Annotated in this window: 21 protein-coding genes; 4 read left to right on the top strand and 17 right to left on the bottom strand. The window is 70.6% G+C overall.

What is annotated here, in order from left to right:
* The 11 genes from N864_RS05115 to N864_RS05065 form a co-directional block, all read right to left on the bottom strand.
* Positions 1 to 1,065 (bottom strand): proline racemase family protein, encoded by a 1,065-nt coding sequence (locus N864_RS05115; protein WP_034714214.1) that lies wholly within the window; start codon positions 1,063 to 1,065, stop codon positions 1 to 3.
* On the bottom strand, positions 1,055 to 1,768 hold the full coding sequence (locus N864_RS05110) for an ABC transporter ATP-binding protein (RefSeq protein ID WP_034714212.1): 714 nt from the start codon (positions 1,766 to 1,768) through the stop codon (positions 1,055 to 1,057). The genes N864_RS05115 and N864_RS05110 overlap by 11 nt, the downstream gene beginning before the upstream one ends.
* Positions 1,765 to 2,658 (bottom strand): ABC transporter ATP-binding protein, encoded by an 894-nt coding sequence (locus N864_RS05105; protein ID WP_051518215.1) that lies wholly within the window; start codon positions 2,656 to 2,658, stop codon positions 1,765 to 1,767. Before N864_RS05105 ends, N864_RS05110 begins: the two co-directional genes overlap by 4 nt.
* Entirely contained in the window at positions 2,655 to 3,770 is a 1,116-nt protein-coding gene (locus N864_RS05100; RefSeq protein WP_081793387.1) for a branched-chain amino acid ABC transporter permease, read from the bottom strand. Before N864_RS05100 ends, N864_RS05105 begins: the two co-directional genes overlap by 4 nt.
* On the bottom strand, positions 3,770 to 4,678 hold the full coding sequence (locus N864_RS05095) for a branched-chain amino acid ABC transporter permease (protein ID WP_034714210.1): 909 nt from the start codon (positions 4,676 to 4,678) through the stop codon (positions 3,770 to 3,772). The genes N864_RS05100 and N864_RS05095 overlap by 1 nt, the downstream gene beginning before the upstream one ends.
* Before the next feature lie 21 nt (positions 4,679 to 4,699).
* Positions 4,700 to 5,860 (bottom strand): branched-chain amino acid ABC transporter substrate-binding protein, encoded by a 1,161-nt coding sequence (locus N864_RS05090; protein ID WP_034714225.1) that lies wholly within the window; start codon positions 5,858 to 5,860, stop codon positions 4,700 to 4,702.
* A gap of 186 nt (positions 5,861 to 6,046) precedes the next feature.
* Entirely contained in the window at positions 6,047 to 7,048 is a 1,002-nt protein-coding gene (locus N864_RS05085; protein ID WP_034714208.1) for a proline racemase family protein, read from the bottom strand.
* A gap of 20 nt (positions 7,049 to 7,068) precedes the next feature.
* Positions 7,069 to 7,968, bottom strand: a complete 900-nt coding sequence (locus N864_RS05080) for a dihydrodipicolinate synthase family protein (protein ID WP_034714206.1) — start codon at positions 7,966 to 7,968, stop codon at positions 7,069 to 7,071.
* A gap of 183 nt (positions 7,969 to 8,151) precedes the next feature.
* Positions 8,152 to 9,591 (bottom strand): NAD(P)/FAD-dependent oxidoreductase, encoded by a 1,440-nt coding sequence (locus tag N864_RS05075; protein ID WP_034714204.1) that lies wholly within the window; start codon positions 9,589 to 9,591, stop codon positions 8,152 to 8,154.
* Entirely contained in the window at positions 9,578 to 9,841 is a 264-nt protein-coding gene (locus N864_RS05070) for a (2Fe-2S)-binding protein (protein WP_034714202.1), read from the bottom strand. The genes N864_RS05075 and N864_RS05070 overlap by 14 nt, the downstream gene beginning before the upstream one ends.
* Positions 9,838 to 11,049, bottom strand: a complete 1,212-nt coding sequence (locus N864_RS05065; RefSeq protein ID WP_081793385.1) for an NAD(P)/FAD-dependent oxidoreductase — start codon at positions 11,047 to 11,049, stop codon at positions 9,838 to 9,840. The genes N864_RS05070 and N864_RS05065 overlap by 4 nt, the downstream gene beginning before the upstream one ends.
* 90 nt (positions 11,050 to 11,139) lie before the next feature.
* Between N864_RS05065 and N864_RS05060 the strand changes: the two genes are divergently transcribed.
* Both N864_RS05060 and N864_RS05055 read left to right on the top strand, forming a co-directional pair.
* Positions 11,140 to 12,720 (top strand): aldehyde dehydrogenase (NADP(+)), encoded by a 1,581-nt coding sequence (locus tag N864_RS05060; protein ID WP_034714199.1) that lies wholly within the window; start codon positions 11,140 to 11,142, stop codon positions 12,718 to 12,720.
* Positions 12,721 to 12,833: 113 nt separating this feature from the next.
* On the top strand, positions 12,834 to 13,631 hold the full coding sequence (locus tag N864_RS05055; protein WP_034714197.1) for a C40 family peptidase: 798 nt from the start codon (positions 12,834 to 12,836) through the stop codon (positions 13,629 to 13,631).
* A gap of 41 nt (positions 13,632 to 13,672) precedes the next feature.
* On the opposite strand, the gene N864_RS05050 is transcribed toward N864_RS05055, so the two are convergent.
* The 5 genes from N864_RS05050 to rpsA form a co-directional block, all read right to left on the bottom strand.
* Positions 13,673 to 14,656, bottom strand: a complete 984-nt coding sequence (locus N864_RS05050) for a TerC family protein (RefSeq protein WP_034714195.1) — start codon at positions 14,654 to 14,656, stop codon at positions 13,673 to 13,675.
* Positions 14,657 to 14,890: 234 nt separating this feature from the next.
* Positions 14,891 to 17,002, bottom strand: coding sequence for an excinuclease ABC subunit UvrB (gene uvrB / locus N864_RS05045; protein WP_034714193.1), 2,112 nt, complete (start codon positions 17,000 to 17,002; stop codon positions 14,891 to 14,893).
* A gap of 31 nt (positions 17,003 to 17,033) precedes the next feature.
* Positions 17,034 to 18,260, bottom strand: coding sequence for a dephospho-CoA kinase (coaE, locus tag N864_RS05040; protein WP_034714223.1), 1,227 nt, complete (start codon positions 18,258 to 18,260; stop codon positions 17,034 to 17,036).
* 23 nt (positions 18,261 to 18,283) lie between these two features.
* Positions 18,284 to 19,186 (bottom strand): glycerophosphodiester phosphodiesterase family protein, encoded by a 903-nt coding sequence (locus tag N864_RS05035; RefSeq protein ID WP_034714191.1) that lies wholly within the window; start codon positions 19,184 to 19,186, stop codon positions 18,284 to 18,286.
* 144 nt (positions 19,187 to 19,330) lie between these two features.
* Complete coding sequence (gene rpsA, locus N864_RS05030; protein ID WP_034714189.1) at positions 19,331 to 20,800, bottom strand: 30S ribosomal protein S1; 1,470 nt, start codon at positions 20,798 to 20,800, stop codon at positions 19,331 to 19,333.
* A gap of 158 nt (positions 20,801 to 20,958) precedes the next feature.
* Here rpsA and N864_RS05025 point away from each other — a divergent pair, with 158 nt between their 5' ends.
* Positions 20,959 to 21,762 (top strand): class I SAM-dependent methyltransferase, encoded by an 804-nt coding sequence (locus N864_RS05025; protein WP_034714221.1) that lies wholly within the window; start codon positions 20,959 to 20,961, stop codon positions 21,760 to 21,762.
* Positions 21,763 to 21,794: 32 nt separating this feature from the next.
* On the opposite strand, the gene polA is transcribed toward N864_RS05025, so the two are convergent.
* Positions 21,795 to 24,467 carry a DNA polymerase I gene (gene polA / locus N864_RS05020; RefSeq protein ID WP_034714187.1) on the bottom strand — a complete coding sequence of 891 codons (2,673 nt, stop codon included), beginning with the start codon at positions 24,465 to 24,467 and terminating at the stop codon, positions 21,795 to 21,797.
* A gap of 50 nt (positions 24,468 to 24,517) precedes the next feature.
* Here polA and N864_RS05015 point away from each other — a divergent pair, with 50 nt between their 5' ends.
* Positions 24,518 to 24,943 carry a PaaI family thioesterase gene (locus N864_RS05015; RefSeq protein WP_034714186.1) on the top strand — a complete coding sequence of 142 codons (426 nt, stop codon included), beginning with the start codon at positions 24,518 to 24,520 and terminating at the stop codon, positions 24,941 to 24,943.
* Positions 24,944 to 25,013: the final 70 nt, after the last annotated feature.

Here is a 25,013-nt window from a genome sequence, read left to right as displayed (position 1 = left end):
TCACCGCAACACGAAACCGGGCACGAGCTCGTCACGCGGGTCAATGACGAACGACCCGTGCCCGAACCGGTGGGCGGTCCCCGTGACCTCGGGCACGACCGCGTCCTGCCCGTCGACCCGGACACGCTCGACGGCGCGCGCCCGGAAGCGGCCGCCGACGATGGAGTCGTGGACCAGCACCTGCCCGTCCGCCAGGTCCCCGTCGAGGGTGAGCTGCGCGACCCGCGCGGCGGTGCCCGAGCCACACGGCGAGCGGTCGACCTCGCCGTCGGCGAAGACCACGACGTTGCGCTGGTGCACGGCTCCGTCGGCGCCGAGGCCCTCGAAGGCCTCCTTCGCCGCGTCGTCGGTGGGGTCGACGTCCTCGTAGAAGATGGTCCCGTAGATCCCCGAGAGGCGGGGGTCGCTCGGGTGCTCCGCAGCCCCCGCGGCGTTGAGGGCGTCCTTGATCTCTCGGCCGGCGCGGATCAGGTCGGTCAGGTCGGCCGGCCGCACACGGAGGCCGACAGCGGCAGCCGGCACAGCGGCATACATGGCCCCTCCGAAGACGATGTCGCACGTCACGGCGCCACGGCCGGTCACCACGTCGATGCCCCGGGAGTGCACCCAGCTGGGCACGTTGATGAACGAGACGTTCTCGACCTCGTTGCGCGCGAAGGCAACTCGGGCGGTGACCCGGCCGGACGGGACGTCGATGACGACGTCCCGGGTGCCGGACTCCTGGGTCGGAACGAGGCCGGTCTCGACGGCCCACGTGCCGAGGGCGATGGTGCCATGGCCGCACGCCGTGGAGAAGCCGTCCTTGTGCCAGAAGAGGACGCCGAGGTCGGCACCGTCGTCGTCGGGCTCCGTGACGAACCCGCCGTACATGTCGGCGTGCCCGCGCGGCTCGCTGCACAGCAGCTGCCGGACCTGCTGGACCTTCTCGCTCGAGAGCGCCTCCACGCGCTTGTCGGCCACGGTGGGAGCACTGAGCGGCACGGCGCCGGAGGCGACGATCCGGAAGGGCTCCCCGGCCGTGTGGTAGTCGTCCGTCACGAACTCGACCGGCAGCTCACGCGCCAAGGTAGGCCTCCACGACTCGCGGGTCGGCCCGCAGCTCGTCCGCGGACCCTTCGATCGTCACGGTGCCCGAGTCGAGCACGTAGCCGCGGCTCGCGACCTTGAGGGCGGCCCGGGCGTTCTGCTCGATGAGCAGGACCGCGGTGCCCTGCTCGGTGATCGAGCGGACGACGTCCATCACCTGGGCGACCATGAGCGGGGCCAGGCCCATCGACGGCTCGTCGAGCATGAGCAGCCGGGGGGCCGCGATCATCGCGCGGCCGATCGCGAGCATCTGCTGCTCACCGCCGGAGAGGGTGCCGCCCTGCTGGTTGCGCCGCTCGGCCAGCCGAGGAAGCAGCTCGTACACCTCCTTGATGCGGGTGTCGATCGCCTTGCCGTCCGTGACGGTGTAGCCACCGATCTGGAGGTTCTCGTGGACCGTGAGCCGCGAGAAGATCCGGCGCCCCTCGGGCACATGGATGATCCCCATCTCGACGAGGTCCCACGGCTTGGCGTTCGTCACGTCCTTGCCGAAGGCGGTGACCGAGCCGCTCCCCGCGCGGACGACGCCGGAGATGGTGCCGACCGTCGTGGACTTGCCGGCCCCGTTGTTGCCGAGCAGGGACACCGTCTCGGCGGCGCCGACGGTGAGGCTGAGGCCCTTGAGCGCCTCGACCTTGCCGTAGTTGACGACGAGGTCCTTGACCTCGAGGACGTTCGTCACCGCTCCTCCTCCGGGGTAGGCAGGTCGTGGAACCCACCCGTGTCGCTGCTGTGGGCGACCCGCTCGGCCTCCTGCTGGGCCTCGGCGTCGTCGGAGCCGAGGTACGCCTCGATGACCGCCGGGTCGCTCCGGATCTGCTCCGGGGTGCCGTCGGCGATCTCCTTGCCGTAGTTGAGCACCACGATCCGTTCGGAGACGTCCATGACGAGGCCCATGTCGTGCTCGATGAGCACGACCGCCGTGCCGAGGTCGCTGATCCGACGCAGCAGGTCGAGCAGGGCGGCCTTCTCCCCGTGGTTCAGGCCGGCAGCCGGCTCGTCGAGGAGCAGCATCTTCGGCTCGCGGGCCAGGGCCCGGGCGATCTCCACCCGGCGCTGCTCACCGTAGGGAAGGTTGCGCACCTCGGCGGCCCGGTTGCCGCGGGACCCGACGAAGTCGAGCCAGCGGTTCGCCTCGTCGGTCGCCTCCTGCTCGCTCCGTCGGTAGCGGGGGGTGTGGAGGATCGCGTCGAAGGCATTCTGCCGGATGCGCACGTGCATCCCCGCCCGGACGTTGTCGAGGACGCTGAGCTCCCCGAACAGGCGCAGGTTCTGGAAGGTGCGGGCCACCCCACGCGCCGCGATGAGGGCAGGCCGCTTCCCGGTGATGTCGACGTCGTCGAAGAGGATCCGACCGGCGGTCGGCTTGTAGAACCCGGTGATGCAGTTGAAGGCACTCGTCTTGCCGGCGCCGTTGGGCCCGATCACCGAGATGACCTCGCCCTCGTGGACATCGAAGCTCAGCCCGTTGACGGCAGTGACGCCGCCAAAGGCGACGGTGAGCCCGTCGACGTGGAGCAGCACAGGAGCCTTGGCGCGCGTGCCGCTCTGGGAGAACGCGGTGCTCGTCACTGGGACACCTCCGTGGCATCGGTCCGGGACCGTCGACGCCCGCCGCGGGCGGGCTTCTCGTCCGTCCGATGCGGCCAGATCCCCTGGGGACGGAAGATCATCACGACGATGAGCAGGATGCCGAAGATGAGGTAGCGCCAGTTCTCGGCACCGCGCAGCAGCTCCGGCAGCAGGGAGATGATGACGGCGCCGACGACGACTCCGGGCGTCGAGCCCATTCCGCCGAGCACGACCGCCATGAGGATGAGCGCCGAGAAGAGGAAGTTGAAGCTGGGCGGGGAGATCGCGGTCTGGTGGACGGCGAACAGGACGCCGCCAAGGCCACCGAAGATGGCACCGGTGACGTAAGCGGCGAACTTCACCTTGTAGGTGTGGATGCCCATTGCCTCGGCAGCGTCCTCGTCCTCTCGGACGAAGCGCCAGGCCCGGCCGAGCCGGCCGCGGCCCAGGCGGGACGAGGCGAGCACCGCGAGACCGACGACGACCACAACGATCCAGTAGGTGGCGATGTCGGCGCGGTAGTCGCCGAAATCGCCGAAGTCGGGGATCCCGTAGACACCGTTCGGGCCACCGGTGAAGTCGAGGTTGTTGGCGGTGATGCGGATGATCTCGCCGAAGCCGAGCGTGACGATGGCGAGGTAGTCACTGCGCAGCCGGAGCGTTGGCCCGCCGATGATGAGTCCCCCGATGACGGCCGCGACGATGACGAACGGCACCGTCAGGACGATGGGCCAGCCGAAGGTGGTGCTGAGCACGCCGGAGGTGTAGGCGCCGATCGCGAAGAACGCCGCGTAGCCGAGGTCGAGCAGCCCGCAGTAGCCGACGACGACGTTGAGGCCGACCGCGAGCATGATGAAGATCAGCGCGTCGGTCGAGATCCGGATCGCGTAGGCGGACGAGTTGATGAACGGCAGCGCGACGGCGAGGGCGATGACGATCCAGCCGAAGGCCGGGTGCCCGATGAGGCGGCTGACCGGGTTGGCCCGGCGGGTGGTGGCCGGCGCGAGACCCTGGCCCACCGTGCCGACGGTGGCGTCGCCGCGCTCGTCGAGGGCCCGGACGAAGCCGGACGGCTCGTCCGGCGTCGACGAGTCGAGTCGTTTGTCGGTCATCAGACACGCTCCGTCACGCGCTCGCCGAGCAGGCCGGTGGGCCGCACGGTCAGGAAGAGGATGAGGAAGCCGAAGGCGAAGACGTCACGCCACTCGCTGCCGAGCAGCGCGGTGCCGAACGACTCGAGCAGGCCGAGCACGATGGCGCCGAGGACGGCACCGCGCAGGTTGCCGATACCACCGATGACGGCGGCCGTGAACGCCTTGAGGCCGATGATGAAGCCCATGAGGAAGTCGACCTTGCCGTAGTAGGCACCCGCCATGACACCGGCCGCGCCCGCCAGGGCGGAGCCGATGAAGAAGGTGCGGGAGATGACGTTGTCGACGTTGATCCCCATGAGCAGACAGGCCTTGGGGTCCTGGGAGATGGCTCGCATCGCACGCCCGGAGCGGGTGCGCCGGATGAACATGTCGAGCCCGATCATGAGGCCGAGGGCGACGAGCATCATGAACAGCTGGGCGTAGGTGAGGCGCGCGCCGAAGATGTCGACCGCGCCGTTGCCGAACCCGACCGGGTAGACCCGCGGGTTCGGGCCGTAGCCCACCGCGACGCCGTACTCGAGGGCGAAGCTCGCCCCGACCGCCGTGATGAGCACGGACAGCCGGGGCGCGCTGCGCAGGGGACGGTAGGCGACCCGCTCGAGGACGAGCCCGACCGTGCCGGTCAGCACCATCGCGATGACGAGGATGACGACCAGCGCGACGATGGACCCGCCCCCGAGGGCACCTGCCCCGATGGTGAGCATGGTGTAGCCCGCGAACGCACCCAGCATGTAGATGTCGCCATGGGCGAAGTTCAGCAGCTTGATGATGCCGTAGACCATCGAGTAGCCGAGGGCCACGAGCCCGTAGAACGCACCGACGAACAGGCCGTTCAGGACGAGCTGGAGGAGGTAGTGCACATCCATGGGGCAGGTCCCGCCGTCAGGTCACTTGTTGAGGACGAACTGGTCGCCCTTGACGACCAGGATGTCGAAGCCGCCCTCGGTGAGGGTGTGCTCCGGCGTGAACTTCAGGTTGCCGCTGAAGATCTTGAACCCGTTGATGTCCTCGAGCGCCTTGATGACCTTCGTGCCGTCGGTCGAGCCGGCGTTCTTGATCGCCTCGGCCGCGACGCGGACCGCGTCGTAGGACTGGGTCGAGTAGGGGCCGGGGTCGGCGTTGAAGGCAGCCTTGTACTTCGCGATCCACCCATCGCCGCCGGGGATCGTCTGCGGGGTCTGCGTCATGGTGGCGTAGACGCCCTGGGCGTTGTCCTGCCCGGCGATCGTGATGAGCTGCTTGTCGACCGAGCCGTCCGCGACCATGATCTTGCCCTTGTAGCCGGCGGCCTTGAGCTGCTTGATGATCAGGCCACCCTCCTGGTAGTAGCCCGTCCAGTAGACGAAGTCGGAGTTGGCCCGCATGATCGCCGTGACGGCCGCGGAGTAGTCCGACTCGCCCGCCGTGACCGACTGCTGGGTCGCGATCTTGAGCGAGGCGTCGCCCTTCGCGTCCTCGGCCGTGCGGGTCGTGATGTCCTTCGAGTACGACGTGTTGTCGTCGACGAGGGCGACCGCCTTGGCGCCCGACTTCTTCATGAAGTCGACCGCGGCCTGCGCCTGCTGGGCGCCGGTGCCGTTGAGGAGGAAGACGTTCTTGTTGTTGCCCTTGAGCAGGTCGTTCGAGTTCGCGGCCGGGATGATCATCGGGATGTTGGCCTTGCCGAAGATCGACAGCGTCGGCAGCGTGGCGGACGAGCAGTAGCCGCCGACGGACACCATGGTCCCCTCGGTGACGAGCTTCGCCGCGGCCGCGGCTGCGGTCTTGGGGTCGCACGCCTCGTCCTCGACGACGAGCTTGAGCTTGCGGCCGAGCACCCCGCCCTTGTCGTTGATCTCGTTGACGGCGAGCTGCGCGCCGTTCTTCATGTACGGGCCGATCGCGGCGCTGCTGCCGCTCAGCGGCGTGGCCATGCCAAGGATGATGTCCCCCTTGGTGTCGCCGCCACCCCCGGAACCGCTGTTGGTGATGCCGCCGCCACCGCACGACGCGAGGGCAAGGACGACGCCCGCTGCCGCGGCGACGGCCCCGATCCGTGTTGTACTCATCATTGAGGTTCTTCTCCGCTCCGGACGGCCCGTGCCGTCACTTTCAACGTGCTGTCACCAATACGATGTGACATTGCACAATGTAGAAGTCCCGGCGCCTCCGCACAAGGGTTATCGCGCCGTGTGATCAAACCGTGTCGTCCCGCCGCCGGTCCGGCTCCCAGGTGGAGCCGGCTCGTCAGCAGGTCAGAGCTCGAAGCCCCCGGGGAAGGGATCAGTCGGGTCGAGCATGTACTGCGCCGTTCCCGTGACCCAGGCCCGGCCGGTGATGCTCGGCAGGATGCCGGGGCGGTCGCCCACCATCGTCTCCCCCAGGATCCGAGCGCCGAACTGGCTGCCGATGAAGGACTCGTTGACGATCTCCTGGCCGACGGCGACGTTGCCCCGGGCGTGCTGCTGGGCGAGACGAGCGCTCGTGCCCGTCCCGCACGGCGAGCGGTCGAACCAGCCAGGGTGGATCGCCATGGCGTGCCGGCCGTGCTCCGGGGTCGAGTCCGGAGCCTCGAGGTAGACGTGGTGGCACACGTTGATCTCGGGGCGCTCGGGGTGCACGACGGGGTTCTGCTCGTTGATCGCGTCCATGATGGCGAGCCCCGCGTCGAGGAGCTGGCCCTTGGCCGCCCGATCGAACGGGAGCCCGAGCTCGGCGAGCTTGACGAACGCGTAGAAGTTGCCGCCATACGCGATGTCGTAGGTCACCGGCCCGAAGCCCTTGACCTCGACGACCTGGTCGAGGGCGTGAGCGTAGGACGGCACGTTCTCGAGCGTCACCGCGGTGGCGGCGCCGTCCGACACGGCGACCCGGGCGACGACGAGCCCCGCCGGCGTGTCCAAGCGGATCACCGTCTCCGGCTCGGTCACCTCGACCATCCCCGTCTCGACGAGGACCGTTGCGACACCGATGGTCCCGTGGCCGCACATCGGCAGGCACCCGGACACCTCGATGTAGAGCACCCCGTAGTCCGCGTCCGCACGGGTCGGCGGCTGCAGGATCGCTCCGGACATGGAGGAGTGCCCGCGCGGCTCGCACATGAGCAGGGTCCGGAGGTCGTCGCGCTCGGCCATGAAGCGGAGCCGGCGCTCGGCCATGGTCTGCCCCGGGAGGACGCCGACCCCGCCAGTGATGACGCGGGTCGGCATCCCCTCAGTGTGCGAGTCGACGGCGTGGAAGAGCTTTCGCGTACGCATCGACGGTCAGGCTAGTCGGGTCACTTGAGCCCGGCGTCGATGACCGCCTGCGTCGCCTCGCGGACCACCTTCTCCTGCTCGGCGGTCAGCGGCTGGCGCGGCGGACGGCAGCCGCCACCGTTGCGGCCGATCATGTCCTGGCCGAGCTTGATGGCCTGGATGAACTCGGTCTTCGAGTCCCAGCGCAGGACCGGGTGCAGCTGCCGGTAGAGCGGCAGTGCCTTCTCGACGTCACGGGCGATGGACGCCCGGAACAGCTCGATGCAGGCCTGCGGGAAGACCTGCGGGTAACCGGCGACCCAGCCCTTCGCGCCGGCGATGCCGACCTCGAGGACGGTGTCGTCGGTGCCGATCATCAGGTCGAGGCCCGGGGCGAGCTCGCTGATCTCGTAGCAGCGGCGCACGTCCCCGGAGAACTCCTTGACGCCGACGATGAAGCCCTCGCCGTAGAGCTTGGCCAGCAGCGGCGGGGTGAGGTCGACCTTGGTGTCGATCGGGTTGTTGTAGGCCGTGACGGGCAGCCCGGCGCTCGCGACGAGCTCGAAGTGCTCGAGGATGGAGCGCTCGTCGGCGCGGTAGGCGTTCGGCGGCAGCCCCATGACGGCCTTCGCGCCGAGGTCCTTGGCCACCTGGGCGTGCCGCTTCGACTCCCGGCCGCTGTAGGCGCCGACACCGGGCATGACGACGAAGTCGTCGCCACCAGCCTCGACGGCGGTCTGCACGACCTTGTCGCGCTCCTCCCACGACAGGGACTGGTACTCACCGAGCGAGCCGTTGGGCGCGACGCCGTCGAGGCCCTGCTCCTTGAGCCAGGCGACGTTGTCCTTGTACGCACCGAAGTCGATCTCGCCGTCAGCGTCGAACTGCAGGCTCGTCGCTACGAGGATGCCGTGCCACGGCTTCTTGTCGGTGTCCGTCATGGTCGCTCCTAGGAAGAGATGAGGGTATGCCGCTGCGCCCGGTCCCAGCCGACCGTCGCCGCCAGTGCAATATTACATTGCATTCGCCGAAGCGCCAGCCCCAGTTTTCGGCGCCCCCACCACCCCACCCGTCGAGTGAGCGCGAACTCCGGCTGCGGCCCGTCGAGTGAGCGCGAACTCCGGTCAGTCGTCGGAGCCGGCAGCCGCGTCGGCGAGGGCCCCGAGCGGAACCGGGGCGGACACGAGGCGCTCCACGGCCGGGCCGGGCGCTCCGCAGGTCAGCAGCCCGGCGGCATACCCGCACACCCGCCCCTGGCACCAGCCCATTCCGGTGCGCGTCAACTGCTTGACCTGCCTCGCGTCGCCGGCGCCCCGCTCGTCGATGGCTGCGCGCACGGCGGCGTAGGAGACCTCCTCGCACCGGCAGACCACCGTCTGCGGCTCGAGCCGGTCGGCCCACCCGGCCGGGACGGGGTGGGCCCGGAGGATGGCGTCCGCGAAGCCGCGCAGCCGGTCGACGGACCGGCGACCCTGGCGGACCAGGCTCTCGGGAGCGGCGCCGCGACCGAGGTCGGCGACGATGGCGGCGCCGGCCAGCGTGCCCTCGGCGACCGCGAGGGCCGCCCCTCCCACTCCGCACACCTCGCCGGCGGCATAGACCCCGGGTCGGCTCGTGCGCTGCAGGTCGTCGACGGCGACGACCTCGGTCCCGGCCACATCGGGCCGGCGGTCGACCCCCAGGGTCACCGCGAGGTCCAGCTGCGGCGTGAACCCCCATCCGACGCCCACCGCGTCGACCGCGAGCCGATGCTCGCTACCGACGACGGGACGTCCCGCACGGTCCAACCGGGCGACCGTCACCGCCTCCACGCGGTCGGTGCCGTGGGCCGCGACAATCATCCGTCCAGTCCGCACGGGCACCCGGTGCCGAATCAGCGTGCCGGCGTAGCCGGCGCCCTCACCCAGCTTCGCGGGGTTGCGGGCGACGGCGCGTGCCTCCCGGAGCCACAGCGTCGGCCGGTTGGCCTCGTAGACACCGACGACGGTGCTGCCCCGCCGTGCCAGCCCAGCGGCCACGGGCAGCAGGAACGGGCCCGTGCCCCCGATCGCGACTCGCCGTCCGGCCGCCACACCGCCGGCCTTGAGCAGCGCCTGCAGGCCGCCGACGGTCATGACACCGGGCAGGTCCCAGCCGGGGAAGGGCAGGGCACGGTCGTAGGCGCCCGTCGCGACGAGCACAGCGCGGGCGCGGGTCGTCGAGCCAGCCGTGCGACTCGGGCCACCGGCGCGGTCGACGGTGTGAGCGGCATACCCATCGCCAACAGGCACGAGCGACCAGACGTGCTGCTCCGAGCGAAGCTCGAGCCGTCCCTCGGCACGGCCCCGCTGCACCTCCTGCAGGAGCTCGGCGAAGGTGGTCTGGTCGTGGTGAAGGTCTGCAAGCTCACCCGGCACCAGCGCGTTGGGGCCGGCGGCCGGCGCCGGCTGTCGCCAGTACTGGCCGCCGGGTCCATGGCCTGCGTCGAGCACCACGACGGAAAGGTCTGAGTGCGCGAGAATCGTTGCCGCGCATGCCAGTCCGGCCGGGCCGGCGCCGATGAGGAGGACGTCAGTCGTGCTCATGGCCGGTGCCCTCCTGGGTGGTCACCGTCTGGCCCGGCTCGGCGCGAACGAGGCAGGCGCGTTGGTTCGGCTCGCCGTCCACGGTGACGAGGCAGTCGAAGCAGATGCCGATGCCGCAGAAGATCCCACGGGGCGAGCCGCTGACCCGGGTGGTGCGCCACGCTGGTCGACCGGCAGCGACGAGGGCAGCACCGACCGTCTGGCCGGGACGGAACGGCACCGGGCCACCGTCGAATGTGAAGGTGCTCATGCCTGCTGTCGTGCCTCCTTGTTGAGCCCGGCGAACCGATCAGGCAGCAGGGCCGCCCACTCCCCCGCCGTCGTCGCGGTCAGCCCTCCCGTGACGTAGTCGCTGACGAGCCTCGCGGTCCCGGCCGCGAGCCCGATGCCGGCGCCCTCGTGCCCGCAAGCGTGGATGACGCCCGGGGCCCGGGGGTCGGGCCCGATCACGGGCAGGTGGTCGGGGCAGTAGGGCCGGAAGCCGCGATACACGCGCAGCAGGTTGACCCGCGCCAGGAACGGAAAGATCGTGACGGCCTGGCGAGCCAGCGTCTCGACGACGGTGACCGACAGGCTCGTGTCGAACCCGACCCGCTCCCGGCTCGCGCCGATGAGGATCGTGCCGCGGCGTGTCCCCTCGACGACGCACGACGTCTCGAGGCCGGCGTCCGAGGACCCGACGTTGTCGACATAGTCGGCCGAGTAGACCTTGTGGCGCACGAGCGGTGGGAGCGGCTCGGTGACGAGGATGAAGCCGCGCCTCGGCAGCACCGGGACGGGAGCGCCGAGCCGCTCGCTGACCTCCCCACCCCAGGTGCCGGCAGCGTTGATGACGACGTCCGCCTCGAGGACCTCCCCGGAAGCAGCCCGTATGCCGCTCACCGACCCATCGCTGTCCGTGACCGCCGCGTGGGCGTCCAGGCCACCACGGAAGGTGGCCCCACGGTCCACCGCGGCGGCGAGCAGCTCGGCGGCGGCGAGAACGGGTTGGACCTGCATGTCCTCGGGGTAGTGCACGGCCCCGGGGATGTCCGGAGCGAGGTGGGGCTCGAGGGCCAGGGGGTCGGCCACGTCTAGCGCCGTGACCCCTGCGGCACGCTGCCCCTCGGCGAAGGCGTGCAGTGAGTCGAGGCCCGCGCCGGTCCGGGCGACGACGACGCCGCCCTTCTCCTCGAGCTCGATGCGTTCGCGGCCGAGCAGGTCGCCCACCTCGAGCCAGGCGCGTCGGCTGAGCTGCGCCAGGGCCAGCTCGGCTCCGGGACCCTTGTCGGACACGAGGATGTTGCCCTCCCCCCGGCTCGTCGTGCCGGACCCGACGGGGTTGCGGTCGACAACCACCACGTCGACTCCGTGCCGGGTCAGCGCCTCGGCGCAGGCCGCGCCCACGATCCCCGCGCCGACGATGACGGCCCGGGTCACCGATCGTTCCAGCGTCGCATGGTGTGTAATGTTACACATCACTGAACGCCAGCGTCCCACCATCACGCGGGCTGGCCCGGACCGGAAATCCATGGTCAGGTCGAGCCGCGCGGAGAGGCAAGGAGAGCCATGACAGCGACCGGACAGTCGATCATCGCAGGCGTCGCCACATCGGGCACGGCCGGCACGTTCCGAGCCGTCGACCCGTCGACCGGCGAGGCGATCGGCCCCGAGGTGCAGGCCCTGACCACCGCCGAGCTGAGCGCAGCGACAGCAGCAGCGGCCGCCGCGTTCCCGGAGTACCGGGCGACCGCCCCCGAGGACCGGGCCCGCTTCCTCGAGACCATCGCCGACGAGATCGAGTCCATCGGTGACGAGCTCATCGAGACAGCCCATGCCGAGTCGGCCCTGCCGCTGGCGCGGCTCCAGGGCGAGCGCGGCCGCACGTGCGGCCAGCTGCGGCTCTTCGCCCGCGTCGTCCGCCGGGGCGACCACCTCGGCGTCCGGATCGACCCCGCGCAGCCCGAGCGTCAGCCGCTGCCCCGCCCCGACCTGCGGATGCGACAGGTCGCGCTCGGACCGGTCGCCGTCTTCGGCGCGAGCAACTTCCCGCTGGCCTTCTCGACCGCCGGTGGCGACACGGCCTCGGCCCTCGCGGCGGGCTGCCCTGTCGTCGTCAAGGGCCACAACGCGCACCCTGCCACCGCGGAGCTCGTCGGCCGCGCCGTCGCCCGCGCCGCCGAGCGCACCGGCATGCCGGCCGGGGTGTTCTCCCTCGTCTTCGGCCTCGGCAACGAGATCGGTGCTGCCCTCGTCACCGACCCGCTCATCCAGGGCGTCGGCTTCACCGGCTCGCGCGGTGGCGGTCTCGCCCTCGTTGCGGCGGCTGCCGGTCGGCCGCAGCCGATCCCGGTCTACGCCGAGATGTCCTCCGTCAACCCGGTCGTCGTCCTGCCGGGCGCCCTCGACGGAGACCTCGCGGCACTCGCCTCCGGCTACGTCACCTCGCTGACGAACGGCTCCGGCCAGTTCTGCACCAACCCCGGCCTGCTCTTCCTACCCACCGGCGCCGCCGGGGACCGGTTCCTCGACGCCGTCGGCGAGGCGGTCCGCAGCAGCGCGGGCCAGACGATGCTCACGCCCCAGATCCGTGCCCACTTCGACCAGCGCGCGGAGTTCCTCGCCCAGGCTCCGGCCGTCGCGACGGTCGCGACGGGCACGGTCGGCCAGGCGGCGAACGCTCCGGCCCCCGCAGTCTTCGCGACCGAGCTGGACGACTTCGTCGCCGAGGAGGGGCTCGCCGAGGAGGTCTTCGGTGCTGCGGGACTCGTCATCCGGTATCCGGATGTCGACTCCCTCGCCGCGGCGCTCGGCCGGATCGAGGGCCAGCTGACGGCGACGATCCACGGCACCGAGTCGGACGTCGAGGACGCCCGGGCGCTGCTGCCCGTGCTCGAGACCCGGGCCGGCCGCATCCTCTGGGGCGGCTGGCCGACCGGTGTCGAGGTCAGCGACGCAATGGTCCACGGTGGCCCCTTCCCGGCGACCTCCGACTCCCGCACCACGTCGGTCGGGACCCTCGCGATCGAGCGCTGGCAGCGGCCGGTCTGCTACCAGGACCTGCCCCAGGGACTGCTCCCCGAGGCACTGCGTGACGCCAACCCGTGGGAGCTGGTCCGTCGGGTCGACGGCACGCTCGAGCTGCCCTGACTCCCGACGCGTCCCCTCACCGCCTTCCCGCCGGTTGAGGTGTTCGAGTCGCCAACGCGGCCAGGCGAATACCTCAACGCGGCGGTCGGGCGGGGCTTTGAGAGGATGTCTCGATGCCTGAGCCCCAGCAACTCGCGGTCGTCCACGTCCCCGTCACCTCCGTCTGGCAGGGCCCGGACCGCCCCCGCCCCGTCGACCGTGCCATCGTGGACGAGGACCCGGACACGAGCGCCTGGCTCGCGGCTCTCGACTCCCATGCCGGTGAGGACGAGTCGGGCAACGGCCGCCTCGGACTGCACGGCCGCATCGAGACGCAGCTCGTCGAGGGCGAGCCGGTCCGCATCGTGGAGACCACCCCGGACGGCGCGTGGGCGCACGTGCGGTGCCCCTGGCAGACCTCCCCCACGTCCAGAGACGGCTACCCCGGGTGGGTCCCGACCATCCACCTGCGGGCACTGGCCACGGAGGCCGAGCTCACGCCATACCCACAGCGCAGCCGACCGGTCGGCGGTGAGGTGAACGGCAGCCCGAGCCGCGAGGCGACCGGCGAGCACCCGACGGTCTTGCTCGCCCGCCAGCACCTCGGGCTGCCCTACCTCTGGGGCGGCCTGACGCCATACGGCTTCGACTGCTCCGGGCTGGTCCACTGGGCATGGCGCACCCTCGGCATGCTCGTGCCCCGGGACGCCTACGCCCAGCAGGAGGCGCTCGGCGCTGTCGAGCTCGACGCGGTCCGGTCCGGCGACCTCTACTTCTTCGCCCGCCCGGGCCGCCGGATCCACCACGTCGGCATCGTCACGGCACCGGGACGGATGGTGCACGCCTCCGAGACCGGAGGCGTGCTCGTCGAGGAGGACCTGCCGCCGGAGCGCGCGGCGACCCTTGTCGCGGCCGCCCGGGTGGCCGGCTGACCCGCTCCGGCACGACGTGGAGCGGGCCAGCCGGGGCTCGGTCAGCTGCCCAGGAGCCTCGCGTCCCGCTTCGTCTTCCAGAGGCTCGCGACGGTCGTGACGCCGAGGATCAGGACGATCGCGCCCAACGACACCGAGATCGGGATGTCGGGGGCCGCCTCCACCGGCTGTCCGCCGTTGATGAACGGCAGGTTGTTCTCGTGCAGCGCGTGCAGCATGAGCTTGGCCCCGATGAAGCCCAGCAGCACGGCGAGGCCCATGCTGAGGTAGACGAGCCGCTTGAGCAGGCCACCGATGAGGAAGTACAGCTGCCGCAGGCCCATCAGCGCGAAGACGTTGGCGGTCAGGACGAGGAAGGGTTCCTTGGTCAGGCCGTAGATCGCGGGGATCGAGTCGAGCGCGAAGAGCAGGTCGGTCGTGCCGAGAGCGAGGATGACGATGAACATCGGCGTGATGAGCCGCTTGCCCTTCTCGACGACGGTGAGGCTCGTGCCGTGGAACTCCTTCGTCGCCGGGAACCGGTGCTCGACCCACTTGAGGACCCGGTTCTCCTCGAACTCCTCGTCCTCGTCCCCGCTCTTGGCCAGCTTGACCGCGGTGTAGATCAGGAAAGCCCCGAAGAGGTAGAAGACCCAGGCGAAGGCGTTGATCGCTGCGGCGCCGACGGCGATGAAGATGCCGCGCAGCAGGATCGCGATGACGATCCCGGTCATCAGGGCCGACTGTTGCAGCCGGGCCGGGACGCGGAAGTTCTGCATGATGAGCAGGAAGATGAACAGGTTGTCGACCGACAGGGAGTACTCGGTCAGCCAGCCGGCGTAGAACTCACCGGCGTACTTGCCGCCCCACTCGTACCAGACGTAGAGCCCGAAGAGGACCGCGAGCGAGACGAAGAAGATCAGGTGGCGGGTCACCTCGGCCATCGAGGGGACGTGGGGGCGCCGCGCGATGACGAAGACGTCGACGACGAGAAAGATGGTCAGCGCGGCGATGGTGACGAACCAGCCCCAGGCGGGCACGTTCATGGATGCAACCTTCCGGACACATGGGCAGTGGCCGGAGGTCTCTCCCGCCCCGTAGGCGGACCGACGGCCCGGAACCGCGCGGCCAAGGGCCGCCGTCCGTGATGACGAGCACGTCGCATTGGGGATACTCCCCTCCGTGAACGCCTGATCGTCTCATCATCGCGGGCCTCGGCTCAACTCCGACGCGCCGAGCGGCTCGGTCCTGGCGAAACCGCGCCCCCCGCGCGCACCGGCTCAGCGAGTCGCTGCCGTCATCTGCCGCAGCTCCTTCTTCAGCTCGCTGACCTCGTCGCGCAGCCGCGCCGCCAGCTCGAAGTGCAGCTCGGCGGCCGCCTGGTGCATCTGGGTGGTCAGCTCCTGGATGAGGCCGGCGAGGTCGGCCGCGGCCATGTCGGCCGGGTGCTCCGACCGCGCCCCGGAGACACCCGCGTCGGCGGCCACCGCTCCGCGGCCCGAGCCGGACTTGCCCCGGGACTGGATGCGCCCGGAGCCGATCAGCTCCTGCGTGTCGGCATCCTCGCGCTGGAGCAGGTCGGTGATGTCGGCGATCCGCTTGCGCAGCGGCTGGGGGTCGATGCCCCGCTCGGCGTTGTAGGCGATCTGCTTCTCGCGGCGCCGGTTCGTCTCCTCGAGTGCCTCCTGCATCGACGGCGTGATGGAGTCGGCGTACATGTGGACCTGGCCAGAGACGTTGCGGGCGGCCCGCCCGATGGTCTGGATGAGCGACCGGGCCGAGCGGAGGAAGCCCTCCTTGTCCGCATCGAGGATGGAGACCAGGGAGACCTCGGGCAGGTCGAGGCCCTCGCGGAGCAGGTTGATGCCGACGAGGACGTCGAACACTCCGGTCCGCAGCTCGCGAAGCAGCTCGACCCGGCGCAGGGTGTCGATGTCGCTGTGCAGGTAGCGCACCCGGATGCCCTTGTCGAGCAGGTAGTCGGTGAGGTCCTCGGCCATCTTCTTGGTCAGGGTCGTGACGAGGACGCGCTCGTTGCGCTCGGTCCGCTCGCGGATCTCGTGCATGAGGTCGTCGATCTGCCCCTTCGTCGGCTTGAGCACGACCTCGGGGTCGACCAGACCGGTGGGACGGATGATCTGCTCGACGGGCGGACCGGACTTGGCCAGCTCGTAGTCGCCGGGAGTCGCCGACAGATAGACCGTCTGCCCGATCCGCTCGAGGAACTCCTCCCACTTGAGCGGACGGTTGTCCATCGCGCTCGGCAGTCGGAAGCCGTGCTCGACGAGCATCCGCTTGCGGGACATGTCGCCCTCGTACATGGCGCCGATCTGCGGGACCGTTTGGTGGGACTCGTCGATGACGAGCAGGAAGTCCTCGGGGAAGTAGTCGAGCAGGCAGTTCGGTGCCGAGCCGGCTGCGCGGCCGTCGATGTGCCGGCTGTAGTTCTCGATGCCGGAGCAGAACCCGACCTGGCGCATCATCTCGATGTCGTAGGTCGTGCGCATCCGGAGGCGCTGCGCCTCGAGCAGCTTGCCCTGGCGCTCGAACTCCGCGAGGCGCTGCTCGAGCTCGGTCTCGATGCCGGCGATGGCCCGCTCCATCCGCTCGGGTCCGGCCACGTAGTGGGAGGCAGGGAAGACGTACATCTCCTGCTCCTCGTTGACGACCTCACCGGTGACGGGGTGCAGGGTGTAGATCCGCTCGATCTCGTCGCCGAAGAACTCGATGCGCACCGCGAGCTCCTCGTAGACCGGGATGATCTCCACGGTGTCGCCGCGCACCCTGAAGGTGCCGCGGGTGAAGGCGAGGTCGTTGCGGGTGTACTGCATCTCGACGAACCGGCGCAGCAGCTGGTCCCGGTCGACCTCCTGGCCGACCTTGAGCCGGGCCATCCGGTCGACGTACTCCTGGGGGGTGCCGAGGCCGTAGATGCACGACACCGACGCGACGACGATGACGTCGCGCCGTGTCAGGAGTGAGTTCGTCGCGGAGTGGCGCAGCCGCTCGACCTCGTCGTTGACGGAGCTGTCCTTCTCGATGTAGGTGTCCGTCTGCGGGATGTACGCCTCGGGCTGGTAGTAGTCGTAGTAGGAGACGAAGTACTCCACCGCGTTGTTGGGCATCAGCTCACGGAACTCGTTGGCGAGCTGGGCGGCGAGGGTCTTGTTCGGCGCCATCACGAGGGTCGGTCGCTGCACCTGCTCGATGAGCCACGCCGTCGTCGCCGACTTGCCGGTGCCGGTGGCGCCGAGGAGCACGATGTCCTGCTCACCGCCGTTGACGCGCCGGGCCAGCTCCGCGATGGCCTGCGGCTGGTCGCCGCTCGGCGTGTACTCGGAGATGACCTCGAACGGGGCGACCGTGCGCTGCAGGTCGGTGATGGGACGCATGACTCAACCGTAAACCGCACCGCCGACAGCGCTATTCCGCCGCGACCCGCTCCCCCGGCGTCGGCGTCCAGCCGGCCGCGTCGGCCCAGGCGGACGCTCGTCCCCAGGCCTGCTCGAACCACGGTTCCTTCGCCTCGGTGTAGACGTCGGTGCGCGGGTCCGCGGCGAGCAGCGCCCGCTTGTGAGCGGCATACGCGTCCCGCTCCTCGGGGACGGCACGCAGCCAGTCGCGGAACAGCAGCGCGAAGCGCCAGCCCTGCGCGCCCGTCTCACGCACGTGCACGTGGACCACCTGGCCCGGGTCGCAGCCGCCGTAGAACCGCTTCGCCCACCCGGAGGCGTCGGCGCCGCGCGGATGCGGCGTGTCACCGAGGTTGCCCTCGCTGAGCAGGTAGCCGGCGTCGCGCATCGCGGTGGCGAACTCCGGGCGGTCCGCGTCGTCGAGCGTCGGGACGCCGACCTGCACGTCGATGACGTCCTTCGCGATGAGGCCCGGCACCGAGGTCGACCCCAGGTGGGTGACGTCGACACCCAGGCCGGTCCGCGCCAGCGCTGCGGCGAGGCGCGCCACGACGCGCGCCCCCCGCTCCGCCCAGTCGCGCTGGGCGGTGACGACGGCGCTCCGGTCCGGTCGCCGGGTCCGTATGCCGCTCAGGAGGTTCGCGTTGAACGGCGCGATCCGCTCGTGCCAGAGCTCGTCGACCGCGGCGAGCAGCTCGGCAGGCGTGCCGTTGTTGTCGAGCCACACGTCGGCCGCTGCGCGGCGCTCCGCGTCGTCGACCTGCGTCGCGATGCGGTGCCGCACGTCGTCCTCGTCGAGGCCTCGCTGGTCCACGAGACGCCGGACCCGAGTCTCCACGTCGACTTGGACGACGATCGCCAGGTGCTCGTGGACCCACAGTCGTCGCTCGACGAGCAGCGGCATGTCGAAGACCGTCACCCGGTCGGCAGGAACGGCGGAGCGTCGCTCCGCGATGCGCTCCATGATGGCCGGGCCGGTGATCGCGTTGAGGGCGGCAAGCGCGTCCGGGTCCGGGAAGACGACGGCTGCGAGGGCCGCCCGGTCCAGGGAACCGTCGGGGCACAGCATCTCGTCACCGAAGCGAGCCCGGATGGCCGCCAGGGCAGGTTCGCCCGGCTCGACGACCTCCCGGGCGACCTCGTCGGCGTCGACGACGACCGCGCCCAGCTCGGCCAGGCGTCGCGACACCGTCGACTTGCCCGACCCGATCCCGCCGGTGACTCCGACTCTCAGCACGCGCACAGCCTACGGGCGCGTCGTCAGCCGAACAGCGAGGCCACCTCGAGCGCTCGCGCGGGATAGTCGGTCACGATGCCGTCGACGCCGAGGTCGAGCATGGCCCGCAGGTCGTCGGGGTCGTTCACCGTCCACGGCAGGACGGCGATGTCGAGGGAGTGCGCTCGCTCGACGAGGCCGGCATCGACCGTTGAGTAATGAGGACCCACGACGGATGCCCCCAGCTCTGCCGCGGCGCCGGCGACGTCGTGCTCGTGGTCCTCCCAGGCGACGGTGCCGAGCCAGGCGCTCCCCGGGGCGTAGGTGGTGCCGACCTCGACGAGGGCCGAGCGCAGCAGCCCCGGTGCGAGGCGCCGGGACAGGTCCAGCACGCCCCAGTCGAAGGAGTGCACGAAGCACCGGTCCTCGAGGCCGTGCTCGTGGATCTCCGCCAGCACGGCGTCGACGAGCGGCTCGCGCGTGGCGCGGGAGACGGGGTGGGTGGGATCGACCTTCAGCTCGATTGTCCACCACATGCCGTCGTCGAGGGCGGCGCCGAGCTCGAGAACCTCGTGGAGGGTCACGACCCGAGCGGCGGGGTCGAGCCGCTGTCCCGGGAACCGGGGGTGCGGGGTGCTGCCGATGTCGACGGTGCGCAGCAGGGCCAGGTCGAGCTCGTCGACGCGGGCGCCGGTGAGGTCGGGCCCGGTGAACCGGCACCGGCCCGGGTGCAGCACCTGGTCGTGCCACAGGACGGGGTGCCCGTCGGCGCTGAGGCGCACGTCGATCTCGATGGCGGTGGCGCCCGCCTCGATGCCGGCACGCAGGCCGGCGAGCGTGTTCTCGGGGGCGAGCCCCCGGGCTCCGCGGTGTCCCTCGATGTCCACTCCGCCGGAGTAGGCCCAGGGTCCGGGGCGGGTGGCGAGCGCACTCGTCGTGACGGTCACGGCGTCAACCTAACGTGGCAACGGGGACGGTTCGTGAACGCGCGCTGAACCGCACACGACCGCGTTGCGTGGCCGCCAGGGCAGGCACGGGCAAGGGCCCGGTCCGCGTGGACCGGGCCCTCACGACGTGCAGTGCTGCTGGTGTCAGTTGCCCGTCAGCTTCTCGCGCAGGGCAGCGAGCGCCTCGTCCGAGGCGAGCGTGCCCTCGGCCGGTGCGGCCTGCGACTCGGAGCCCGACGCGGACGAGTAGGACGTCGCGTTGCCAGCGGAGACCGCAGCCTCGGCGTCGGCCTTGGACGCGTTCTCGACCTGCGCCTTGTGGGCCTCCCAGCGGGCGTGCGCCTCGGCGTACTCGCGCTCCCACTTCTCCCGCTGCGCCTCGTAGCCCTCGAGCCACTCGTTCGTCTCGGGGTCGAAGCCCTCGGGGTACTTGTAGTTGCCGTTCTCGTCGTACTCGGCGGCCATGCCGTAGAGCGTCGGGTCGAACTCGGCCATGCCGGTCGCCGCGTCGTTGGCCTGCTTGAGCGACAGCGAGATGCGGCGCCGCTCGAGGTCGATGTCGATGACCTTGACGAAGATCTCGTCGCCGACGTTGACGACCTGCTCCGGCAGCTCCACGTGGCGCTCGGCCAGCTCGGAGATGTGGACCAGACCCTCGATGCCGTCCTCGACGCGGACGAACGCGCCGAACGGAACGAGCTTGGTGACCTTGCCGGGCACGACCTGGCCGATCGCGTGGGTCCGGGCGAAGTGCTGCCACGGGTCCTCCTGCGTCGCCTTGAGCGACAGGGAGACGCGCTCGCGGTCCATGTCGACGTCGAGGACCTCGACGGTGACCTCCTGGCCCACCTCGACGACCTCGGACGGGTGGTCGATGTGCTTCCAGGACAGCTCGGAGACGTGGACGAGACCGTCGACGCCGCCGAGGTCGACGAAGGCACCGAAGTTGACGATCGAGGACACGACGCCGGAGCGGACCTGCCCCTTCTGGAGCTCCTTGAGGAACGTGGTGCGGACCTCGGACTGCGTCTGCTCGAGCCAGGCACGGCGCGACAGGACCACGTTGTTGCGGTTCTTGTCGAGCTCGATGATCTTGGCCTCGATCTCCTTGCCGACGTAGGGCTGGAGGTCGCGGACGCGGCGCATCTCGACGAGCGACGCGGGCAGGAAGCCACGCAGGCCGATGTCGAGGATCAGGCCGCCCTTGACGACCTCGATGACGGTGCCGGTGACGACGCCGTCCTCCTCCTTGATCTTCTCGATCGTGCCCCAGGCGCGCTCGTACTGGGCGCGCTTCTTGGACAGGATGAGACGGCCTTCCTTGTCCTCCTTCTGGAGGACGAGGGCCTCGACCTCGTCGCCGACCCCGACGACCTCGGACGGGTCGACGTCGTGCTTGATGGACAGCTCGCGCGAGGGGATGACGCCCTCGGTCTTGTAGCCGATGTCGAGCAGGACCTCGTCCCGGTCGACCTTGACGATGCGACCCTCGACGATGTCGCCGTCGTTGAAGTCCTTGATGGTCGCGTCGATGGCGGCAAGGAGGTCTTCCTGAGATCCGATGTCGTTGATGGCGACCTCAGGAGCGGTCTTTTCGACCGTGTTGGCAGTCATGTAGTAGGAACTCCGATTGTGGACAGTTATGTTGGTGGCGCACGACGGTTCTCGGACGAGAACCGGGCAACGCCCGATGGGCAGGTGAATCCGAGCACACGAATGTGCTCGTGCATCCTATCCGGGGCGTTCAGACGCGGTCAAAGTGGGTGTATGGCGTGAGCGTGCCGTCCGAGGTGAGCCGCCGTCGCGCCTCGGCGCAGGAGACGGCACACGCCAACCGGACCTGGTGGGACGGCGAGGCGGCCTCCTACTACGCGGAGCACGGCGCCTTCCTCGGTGACCGTGACTTCGTGTGGGGTCCGGAGCGGCTCCGCGAGGCGGACGCCCACCTGCTCGGGGACGTCGACGGCCGTCGCGTCCTGGAGATCGGGGCCGGCTCGGCCCAGTGCTCGCGGTGGCTCGCGGCCCAGGGCGCCGTCGTCGTCGCGACCGACCTGTCGGCGCAGATGCTCGCCACGGGTGCCCGGATCGACCGGTCCGGCTCCGGGGATCCGCTCCCCCTGCTCCAGTGCGACGGGCGGTCCCTGCCTTTCGCCGATGCCTCCTTCGACGTCGTGTTCACCGCCTACGGCGTCATCCCGTTCGTGGCCGACTCGGACGTCGTCCTGTCCGAGGCGGCCCGCGTGCTGCGCGCCGGTGGGCGCTTCGTCTTCTCGACGACCCACCCGCTGCGGTGGGCCTTCCCGGACGACCCCGGGCCGCGGGGCCTGACCGCGACGCAGTCCTACTTCGACCGGACTCCGTACGTCGAGCAGGACGCGGCGGGGCGCGCCACCTATGTCGAGCACCACCGCACGGTGGGTGACCGGGTCCGCGAGATCACCGCCGCCGACCTGCGACTCGTCGACCTCGTCGAGCCGGAGTGGCCCGAGGGCCACCAAGAGGCCTGGGGCGGCTGGTCGCCACTGCGGGGCCGACTGTTTCCCGGCACCGCGATCTTCGTCTGCGAGAAGAGCTGACCCTGGTCTGGCAGCCGCGGGTCGCCGGCTCGTCAGTGCGCGGCGTCGTGCCAGGACCGGCCGATCCCGACGTTGACGTCGAGGGGTACGTCCATGGCGACCGCGCCGCCCATCTCCTGCCGGACGAGCCGCTCGACGGCGTCCTGCTCCCCCGGGGCGACCTCGAGCACGAGCTCGTCGTGGACCTGCAGCAGGATCCGGGACCGCAGCCCCGCCTCGCGCAGCGCCCGGTCGACGCCGAGCATGGCGACCTTCATGATGTCGGCGGCCGAGCCCTGGATCGGCGCGTTGAGCGCCATACGCTCCGCCATCTCCCGGCGCTGCCGGTTGTCGGACGTCAGGTCGGGCAGGTAGCGGCGGCGACCGAACATGGTCGCGGTCCAGCCGGTCGTCCGGGCCTGGGCGACGACCTCGGAGAGGTAGTCGCGGACGCCGCCGAACCGTTCGAAGTAGCCCTCCATCAGCCCGCGCGCCTCCTCGGTGCTGATGGTCAGCTGCTTGGACAGCCCATAGGCGGACAGGCCGTAGGCGAGGCCGTAGGACATCGCCTTGATCTTCGAGCGCATCTGCGGGGTGACGGCGTCAGGCTCGACCCCGAAGACCCTGGAGCCGACGTAGTTGTGGAGGTCCTCGCCCGACCGGAAGGCAGCGATGAGCCCCTCGTCACCGGAGAGGTGCGCCATGACGCGCATCTCGATCTGGGAGTAGTCGGCGGACATGAGCGACTCGTAGCCGTCGCCGACGACGAACAGGGCCCGGATCCGGCGGCCCTCCTCGGTGCGGATCGGCACGTTCTGCAGGTTGGGCTCGGTGGACGAGAGCCTGCCGGTCGCCGCGATCGTCTGCAGATAGGTGGTGTGGATCCGGCCGTCGTCGGCCACGGACTTCTGCAGGCCCTCGACCGTGACGCGCAGCTTGGCCGCGTCCCGGTGGCGCAGCAGTGCCTCGAGGAAGGGGTGCTCCGTCTTGGCGTAGAGGTCGGCGAGCGCGTCGGCGTCGGTGGTGTAGCCGGTCTTGGTCTTCTTCGTCTTGGGCATGCCGAGCGTGTCGAAGAGGACGACCTGCAGCTGCTTGGGCGAGCCGAGGTTGATCTGCTCACCGCCGATGGCGTCCCAGGCGTCCTGCTGGGCCTGCTCGACCTTGGCCGCGAAGTCGCCGCCGAGCGCATCGAGCCCGCTCGCGTCGACGGCGATGCCGGTGGCCTCCATCCGGGCGAGCACGTCGATGAGCGGGATCTCCATGTCGGCGAGCAGGGCGGTGCCGTCGGTCGCGTCGAGCTGGGTGTCGAGCGCGTCGGCGAGGTCGCGGACCGCGGTGGCTCGCACCATCTGCGCTGCCGCCGCCCGCTCGTCGGCGTCACCGTCGAGGTCGAGCATGCCCTGGCCCGTCTCGGTGGTCTGTCCGAGCTCGCGCTTGAGGTTGCGCAGGACGAGGTCGTCCAGGTGGTAGGAGCGCTGGTCGGGCTTGACGAGGTAGGCGGCCAGCTGGGTGTCGCTCGTCAGGCCCGCCAGCCGCCAGCCGCGCGCCGCGAGGGCCTCGATGGGGCCCTTGGCGTCGTGCATCGCCTTGGGGTGCTTCGCCGACTCGAGCCAGGCGCCGACCGCGCGCTCACCCTCGGGGGTGAGGGTCGTGAGGTCGATGAAGCCGGCGCTGCCGTCGGCTGCGGCAACGGCGAGCCCGGTCGCGTCACCCGTGCCGCGGGCCCACGTGCCGACGACGGCCAGGCCGGCCCGCTCCCCCTCGGCCAGGTGCGTGGCCACCCAGACCGGCACCGCGGCCGCCTCGAGCACGTCGCCCTCGACGTCGTAGCCGGACTCCGCCTCGGGCTCGGCCGCCTCGATCGTCGCGAAGAGGCGGTCCCGCAGCACCCGGAACTCGAGGCCGTCGAAGACGGTGTGCACCTGCTCGCGGTCCCACTGGGCCCGGGCCAGCTCGTCGACGGTGACGCCGACCGGGGCGTCCGTGACCAGCTGGTTGAGCCGGCGGTTGCGCAGCACCTGGTCGAGGTGCGCCCGCAGCGACTCGCCGGCCTTGCCCTTGATCTGGTCGACGCCGGCGACGATCCCGGCAAGGTCACCGAACTGGTTGATCCACTTGGCGGCCGTCTTGGGCCCCACCCCGGGCACCCCCGGCAGGTTGTCGGAGGTCTCGCCGACCAGGGCAGCGAGGTCGCTGTAGCGGGCCGGTGGCACGCCGTACTTGGACTCCACCGCCGCGGGGGTCATGCGCGACAGCTCAGACACGCCGCGCACCGGGTAGAGCACCGTCGTCGCGTCGGAGACGAGCTGGAAGGTGTCGCGGTCGCCGGAGCAGATGAGCACCTCCAGGCCCTGGTCGCGGGCCTGGGAGGTGATCGTCGCGATGATGTCGTCGGCCTCGTAGCCCTCGAGCTCGACGTAGCGGATCCGCAGGGCGTCGAGGACCTCGTGGAGCAGCGAGACCTGACCCTTGAACTCGTCGGGCGTCGTCGCGCGACCCGCCTTGTACTCGGCGTACTGCTCGGTGCGGAAGGTCTGCCGGGACAGGTCGAAGGCCACGGCCACATGGGTCGGCTGCTCGTCGCGCAGCACGTTGATCAGCATCGAGGTGAAGCCGTAGACCGCGTTGGTGTGCTGGCCAGTGGTCGTCGAGAAGTTCTCGGCGGGCAGCGCGAAGAACGCCCGGTAGGCCAGCGAGTGTCCGTCGAGGAGGAGGAGTCGGCTCACACGCGCAGCCTAGTCACAGCCGCCGACACCCCCGTCCTACGATCGGCACCATGTCTGATGCCTCCGACGTCCTGGCCGGGCTGCAGGGTGAGACCCGCGGCACCCTTATCGAGCGGATGGGAATCGAGATCACCGAGGTGACCCGGGAGCGCCTCGTCGGGACGATGCCCGTCGAGGGCAACACCCAGCCGTACGGCCTGCTCCACGGCGGGGCCAGCGTCGTGCTCGCCGAGACCCTCGGCTCCTACGGAGCGGCCCTCTGCGCCGGCCCCGAGCGCGTCGCCGTCGGCCTCGACATCAACGCGACCCACCACCGTGCGGCGCGACACGGCACCGTGACGGGGGTCGCCACGCTCGTCAGCGCCGGTCGCACGATCGCCAGCTACGAGGTCGTCATCACCGACGAGGACGGGGCGCGGGTGTGCACGTCGCGGATCACCTGCCTGCTCCGGGACGCCCCGCCCGCCCGGCGCTGACCGGGCACCTGCCCGAACGCTGACGCGCCACGACGCAGAGGTATGCCGCTCACCCGGCTCGGGTGAGCGG

It is taken from the genome of Intrasporangium chromatireducens Q5-1, assembly GCF_000576575.1.
GTDB lineage: Bacteria > Actinomycetota > Actinomycetes > Actinomycetales > Dermatophilaceae > Intrasporangium_A > Intrasporangium_A chromatireducens.
This window is presented reverse-complemented; position numbering and strand designations above follow the sequence as displayed.